This window comes from Ruminococcus sp. (genome assembly GCF_017650195.1).
Classification (GTDB): domain Bacteria; phylum Bacillota; class Clostridia; order Oscillospirales; family Ruminococcaceae; genus Ruminococcus.
Genome location: NZ_JAGCFH010000007.1, coordinates 1 through 5,893, shown reverse-complemented (window position 1 = coordinate 5,893; position 5,893 = coordinate 1). Strand labels below are relative to the sequence as shown.

Sequence of the window (5,893 nt, the reverse complement as noted above, 5' to 3'; positions counted from 1 at the left end):
TTTCGAGGACGTTGTCATTCTCCTCAATATATGTCGTTCCCTCGTCGTTATGAAGTCCATATGTAGGTGCTCCTAAGCCGCCTGCAGGGATGCCCTGGACATAGTTTTCGTTTATAATAGTTCCTGGCATCTGTCCGATAGTGTATATTCCTCCACTGTCGTGAAGTCGGTTCAGAGAGTTGATAACTCTGTTATAGCATATCTGGTTATCACGGCAAGTGGTGCTGTCCTTGAAGTTACACCACCCCCAGCCAAGATGAATGCCGTTATATGCAGTCTTCTCAATTGTATTGCTAAGTATCTTCACAGAATCTACAAAGTATGCGGTTATTGCAGCACATCCGCCGAAGCCGTGAACCACACTGATATCATAAAGAAGATTTTGGATGATAAGATCGTTTTTGCACACTCCCTCAACGCCGCGAGGGAACTTCTCACGGTTTCTGCCGTCACCGTCTCCAATGTAGATATGTTGCGGATGTCCAACGGTAATACCACTGGATGTTATATCTGTTACGAAGTTTCCACTCACCTCTGAATTGATAACATCATTTGTCATAGAGATACCGTCAGCTCCTGTATGCTTAACAATGTTACCTGTAACCTTGATATTGTCGCTGCTAGTGATATGTACAGCCGCTGGGAGTGTATCAACCATTTCGTAATTCTTGCTGTGCCAGTTAGAATCTGCAAAAGCCGTGTAGCACTGAGCTGCCTGACAGGTCGTCTTGCCATGAGACCCTGCAACATCAGTCAGCTGATAATCAGTATTAGCAAAGGTTATGCCACTGAACGAGATGTTCTCAACTCGCTCGCTTGTAGACTTTCCTGCAATCTTGATAAGGCAGTCCGCTACAGGTGCTTCAACGTCAGCAGATGTCATATCTTCGCCGTTTCTCGGATAGTAATACAGCACCTTGTCTGTCTTATCAAAGAAGAATTCCCCCTCGCTGTCAACAAATGAGAAAGCATTGTATATAGTATGAGTTCCGCCTGTTGTGAAACCTGCACCCCAGCCTGGAGTCTGAGCTATTGCGCCGTATGGCTGCTGCATGAGAAGTATCATACTCCCACCATCGTACTTTATATCACGGGAACATACAATATTTTCGTTCCATGTTGTTCCGTTAACGACCTCTAGATCATCAAAATTGGAAGTTATACGCGGCATAGAGCCTGCATCATAAATGATACCATCGCTCTTTTTTCCTGAATCCCATGCCCAGTCAGCCTGTCCTGCTGTAACATAGTAGTCACCATAGCCACCCTTAGCCTGTACTTGTACGCTGCCCATATTAGCACGCTTGTCATTAACATACAGATTTCGAAGCTTTATATCTCTGTCAAGCGGCGCTGACCAGAGCTTATCGTTGTACTTCTTCCAGCCTGTAACCTTCTGAGCACCATTGATAACGGGAGTTTCCCCATTGTATGCCTCATACCTGACAGTAAAGCCGTCATTGCCCGAGTCCCTTGTGTCGAATTCAACAGGCTTATTGATACGGTAATCACCGCCGCGAAGATAAACGATAATGTCACCTGACATACTTCCGTTTATCTTTCTAACCTCATCACGAGCCTTTTCAATGGTCGCATATGGAGAGCTCACAGAACCGTCACCACTGTCGCTCCCATCTGGAGAAACATAGAAAACCGCCTGTACACTGTCCTCAGCATATGCACTTTCAATGAGATTTCCCATGTTAAGTGCAGAAGTTGCCGTCACCATACTTATGGCGATGGCTATACCTCTTTTTCGGATACTCATAAGTAATTCCTCCTGTTCTTTTATGCATGTCCCCTGTTTTACTGATGAGACATGATATTTAATTTTAATTCCCCTGCATGTTATCAATTCATTTGTATTTGACAACTACTCTTTTATCTTAATATTCCCAAAACTATACTATAATTCAAAAATATGTATTTACTGGTAAAACACCTTCTTCCAAGTATTGCATTTTTCCCGATTCTGTGTTATAATAAACACTATTCACCGGGAGGATACTTATGTTTAAGGATTTCAGAAAAAAATTCATTGGAAATAAAGGCTTTTACAAAATGGTCATGTCAATGGTAGTACCTATGATACTACAAATGGCTGTCACCAATCTCGTAAGCCTCATAGACAATATAATGGTGGGCAGACTTGGTACAGAGCCAATGAGCGGTGTTTCCATCATAAATCAGTTCGTTTTCGTATTCAATGTCACCGTTTTCGGAGCTGTTGCAGGTCCAAGTATTTTCGGAGCACAGTTCTTTGGAAAAGGCGACCATGAAGGTCAGAAATACACATTCAGATTCAGACTTCTTGTCTGCGCAATGATAATCTGCATAGCCGCTGTAATATGCCTTATGTTCGGTGCTCCGCTCATATCTCTTTTCATCAGTAAGGAAAGCGAAACTGCTCAGGCTTCGGCTATACTCCAAAGCGGAATGGACTATCTAAAAATAATCATCGTTGGCTTCATACCATTCGGTATCGGTCAAGCTTATTCCAGCGCAGCTCGTGAGTGCGGACATACTAAGGCCCCAATGGCAGCCGCCATGTCTGCGGTAGGTCTGAACGTGATCCTTGATTACTGTCTTATCTTCGGAAAATTCGGTTTCCCGGAAATGGGAGTCAGAGGTGCGGCATGGGCTACTGTCATTGCTAAGACATTTGAGGCCCTCGTCGTTATTGTCTGGACACATTCTCACCCTGATAAAAACAAATACGTCATTAGACTTTACCAAGGCTTCCACATACCTGCGAGGCTCATGGCTGACATCACAAAAAAAGGTATCCCAATGCTTGTAAACGAGTTCCTGTGGTCGCTGGGTATGTCAATTGTCATGCAGTGTTATTCCGTACGGAGCACAGAGGTTGTGGCAGCAAGAAATATATCAAGCACTATAACCAATCTTTTCAGCTCGGTATATATCCAGATGGGTGCCTGCATTGCTATAATTGTAGGAGCAAGACTAGGCGCCAACAAACTTAAGGAAGCCCGCGACCTTGACAACAAGCTGCTTTTCTTTGCAGTTGTCGCTGCTGCCGTTGTGGGACTTATAACTCTACCAATTTCTTCAGTTTTTCCAAAGTTATATAACACCGAGGATACTGTACGAAGTCTCGCGTCTTACATGATAATAATACAGGCTCTCGCAATGCCACTTTGGAGCTACACCAACGCATGCTATTTCACACTGAGAAGCGGAGGGAAAACAGGTATAACCTTCCTGTTTGACTTCGGCTTTACATGGTTCCTGATGATTCCGCTTGCCGCGATACTTTCATACTTCACTAACCTTGACATACGCATAGTATTTGCAGTAGTCACATTTTCCGAGGTAGTAAAGGTCGCCATAGGTTATTTCATGGTTCGCAGCAACGTGTGGGTGAAAAACATCGTAAATGATATATAATGTAAAACACCGCAGCTATTATCTAACAGAGCTGCGGTGTTTTACATAGAGGAAGTCAACATATATGTCAGGTATTCAAGTGTTTAGTTTATCGCTCTTATATCACTGCGCAATGTACTGGCTATTCAGGCTTCGGAAAACTCTTTATTCACGCCGAGAACATATTTTTGCAGCTGAACAAGATCTGCGGTTTCGAATTTGCCATTCTTGTCGACGTCTGCTGCCTTTTCAGCTCTTTTATCGGCGAATTCTCCGCTTATAAGAGCCTTTCGGGCTGCCACAATGTCAAAGCTGTCTATCCTGTCGTCACCATTTATATCGCCAGTCACTGCCTTTACAGCCTCGGGGCCGTCTATAGCTGTTCCTGCAACTCCGCCCACAGCATCGTCAACATAGAAGCTGTAATCGTCGGAGGCTGTTTCGACGTAAAGCTGCATATTTGAAGCTCCATCGGGTATCCTGTAACTTGTATTGGTAAGCTGTATCCATTCGCCCTTGGGAACGTCCTCGACTATTGCTATCTTGTCATAAGTTACCTCTCCGGAGCTGTCCTCATACTGGAGGGTGAGATAGAAATCCTGCGATGCAGGTCCATCAGTATACTTTACTACCGTGCTGAAGCTATACTCCTGTCCAGCCTTGAATACTGATGAGGAAAGGCTGCGTACTGCGCCGTTCCAGCTTGCCTCTCTGCCAGAGCAGTAAAGCGAACCGCTGCCTGAATAATACTCAGATTTATCAACAGCTACGCTTGCCGACCCTCTTCCGCTCCATGAATCAGTTCCATTTTCAAAAGTGTTATTAAAGAAATATCCGTTTTCATCAGGCTCTATTACAACAGGAGTGCCGCTGAGCACCTTGCTGCCGTTGCTGCCGTTCCATGTCTGACGCTCGTACTCGAAGAAGTCGATATCAGCATATCCGCCTGTGGTCTTTGTGGGGTAGCTATAGATACCGCTGCGGTATCCAGTAAAGAGCTTCAAATCGTATGACATTGAGAGCTCCTGACCGAGCTTTGTCCAGTTCTGTCCGTCGTAGGAATAGTAGAAATTTGCCTTGTCGATATTGTTTGAGGAGCTTCCGTCAGAGCCAACTGTCGCAAATTTGAAGTCAACCTTAAGGTATATCTCGTCACCGTTCATATTTTCCTCGGCAACTATCTTGTTGGAGCTATTTCCAATATCGTTTCCTCCATTGACGGACATATATACCTTCTTGGATCCACTGTCGGTAACATAGACGCCGATACAGCCATATTTCAGTTGGAAAGCCGAAAGTCCTGCATAGTCACCGGATTTCATATTTGAAGTGTCAAGCTTTATATAGCTGCTACACGCAGGACCCTCTGTGCGCATTGTAAGAGTATTCCTTGCGTTAAGAAGATTTGTCGCGATATTCTTGTTCTTCAGTCTCAACCAGCCTTCACGCTCCGTTACCGACCACGCACTGTTGTCCGGATTGTGGTTCCACTGCCATTCCAATGCAAGGTCGTTGGTCGAATAGTCAAAGCTGTCGTCACCTGCAAGGTCAGTACCTGTGCCGGACCCGATGTCAAGAGTAAGGGGAGCCTTACCGTTGACGCCCATCATAGGCCAGTCATTCTGCCATGTAACGGGTACAAGTACAGGTATTCGTCCTACTGAGCCGTGATCTTGGAAGAGTAGACCATACCACTTTCCGTCAGGAGTATCAACGATACCACCCTGTGCACAGCCGCTTCCGTATGAGCCAAGTCCCGAATCAAGGACAGTCTTGCTCTCGTAATATCCGAGAAGATCCTTTGAACGGTAGACAAATTCAAGTCTTCCATGACCTGTCGGCCATGCTATACCGAATATATAGTAATAACCGTTTATCTTCTGAATATGCCAACCTTCTCCGGCAAGATTATCAAAATTCGTCTTGAAGAGCTGCTTCTCGGCACCACCTGACTTCCAGCCTGTCATATCAGAATTGAACTCTTTTATGTTACAGGTTCCGCCGGCTCCATAAACGAGGTAGTTCCTTCCGTCATCATCGAAAAGGATAGAAGCATCATGATACATACCGTTTAGTTCAACGCGCGACCACTCACCGTTCTCTATATCATCCGTAGAGCATATATAGGATTTATTTGTACCATAGCTTCCGAAGAAAGCATAGAACTTCTTGTTCTTTTCATTATAGCGTAGACTTGTCGCCCACTGTCCGTGAGAATAATCATTCTTGCCGTTTTTCAAGTTCTGGACGTCGCCGTTTGCATAAGTATCAAAAACATAATTGCAGATTTCCCACGAAACAAGATCCTTGGACTTCATTATCGGTGCGCCTGGACTGAAGAACATTGTTGTACTTACCATATAATATGTGTCACCGACTCTTATAACATCGTCGTCTGGTACGTCAGCCCATATTATAGGATTTGACACCGACGCGGCCGCCTCTGCCTTCGATGCTATAATGCCGCCTGTGACAGACGGTACAGCAACTGCTGCCGACAACAATA

General features: G+C 44.8%; 2 protein-coding genes and 1 pseudogene. 1 reads left to right on the top strand and 2 read right to left on the bottom strand.

What is annotated here, in order from left to right; all coding sequences use genetic code 11:
- Window positions 1–1,768: pseudogene (locus tag J6U00_RS00190) on the bottom strand (carbohydrate-binding protein); the annotation flags it as partial.
- Window positions 1,769–2,010: 242 nt separating this feature from the next.
- Here J6U00_RS00190 and J6U00_RS00185 point away from each other — a divergent pair.
- Window positions 2,011–3,408 (top strand): MATE family efflux transporter, encoded by a 1,398-nt coding sequence (locus J6U00_RS00185; protein ID WP_296577390.1) that lies wholly within the window; start codon window positions 2,011–2,013, stop codon window positions 3,406–3,408.
- Between the two features lie 125 nt (window positions 3,409–3,533).
- On the opposite strand, the gene J6U00_RS00180 is transcribed toward J6U00_RS00185, so the two are convergent.
- A partial coding sequence (locus tag J6U00_RS00180; protein WP_296577388.1) for a family 43 glycosylhydrolase occupies window positions 3,534–5,893 on the bottom strand: 2,360 nt, incomplete at its 5' end.

What these genes read in the sequence shown, in the direction of transcription:
- J6U00_RS00185 (WP_296577390.1), top strand. Translation starts at nt 2,011, where the DNA reads ATGTTTAAGGATTTCAGAAAAAAATTCATTGGAAATAAAGGCTTTTAC.